General features: G+C 49.6%; 1 protein-coding gene. It reads right to left on the bottom strand.

Annotated features, from left to right (window positions below):
* Window positions 1–514 (bottom strand): T6SS immunity protein Tli3 family protein (locus tag J1785_RS00350; RefSeq protein WP_238483007.1); only part of this gene is annotated, 514 nt, incomplete at its 3' end.
* Window positions 515–566 lie beyond the last annotated feature (52 nt).

The following is a 566-nucleotide window of genomic DNA, read 5'->3' as shown; positions in this document are numbered from 1 at the left end:
CAGACGCCGTATAAGGAATACCTGGCCCGCCAGGAAGGATGCGCGGATCGTCAAATCCTCTGGACGACATATAGAGGCTTTTTTTAGTCAGTAAAAAACCCTGATCGTTAACGACGGTGAAAGAAATTGCATCGCCATAAGGGGGGGCGTTATCCCCATTAGGCTCATTTGGGCCAGGAGACATCCGTCCACCGCCGCTCTCCCAGGTTTGCCCATAGTCTTTCGACACTGTAAAGCCACTTATCCCTGCTCCCCACCAGGGGATAACAATATAACGTTCAGAGGGATGGACATATTTATGGGTAAAAATACGATAAAACTGGCTGGCCACTTCCGAGCGTATCCCTAATTTGGTATCGATGTACCAAAGTTCGCCTTCGCAATTCCAGCCTTTAAGTTCCAGATACCTGTGATCGTCAAAGCGATAAACCACCTGCGCCGGAGGCTCTTTTGCCTGCGCTGCGCCCACCACCAGCGTCATCAATAATCCGCCTAAAACTTTTAGCCCTTTCATTGCATGCTCCCTTTTATTTCCCTGCATCCATATCGCAGCGCATATGATCCCA

Origin of the sequence: Rahnella perminowiae, from assembly GCF_019049755.1 — a bacterium.
GTDB lineage: Bacteria > Pseudomonadota > Gammaproteobacteria > Enterobacterales > Enterobacteriaceae > Rahnella > Rahnella perminowiae.
Note: the sequence above shows the minus strand (reverse complement) of the source record. Positions and strands in the feature narration are given on the sequence as shown.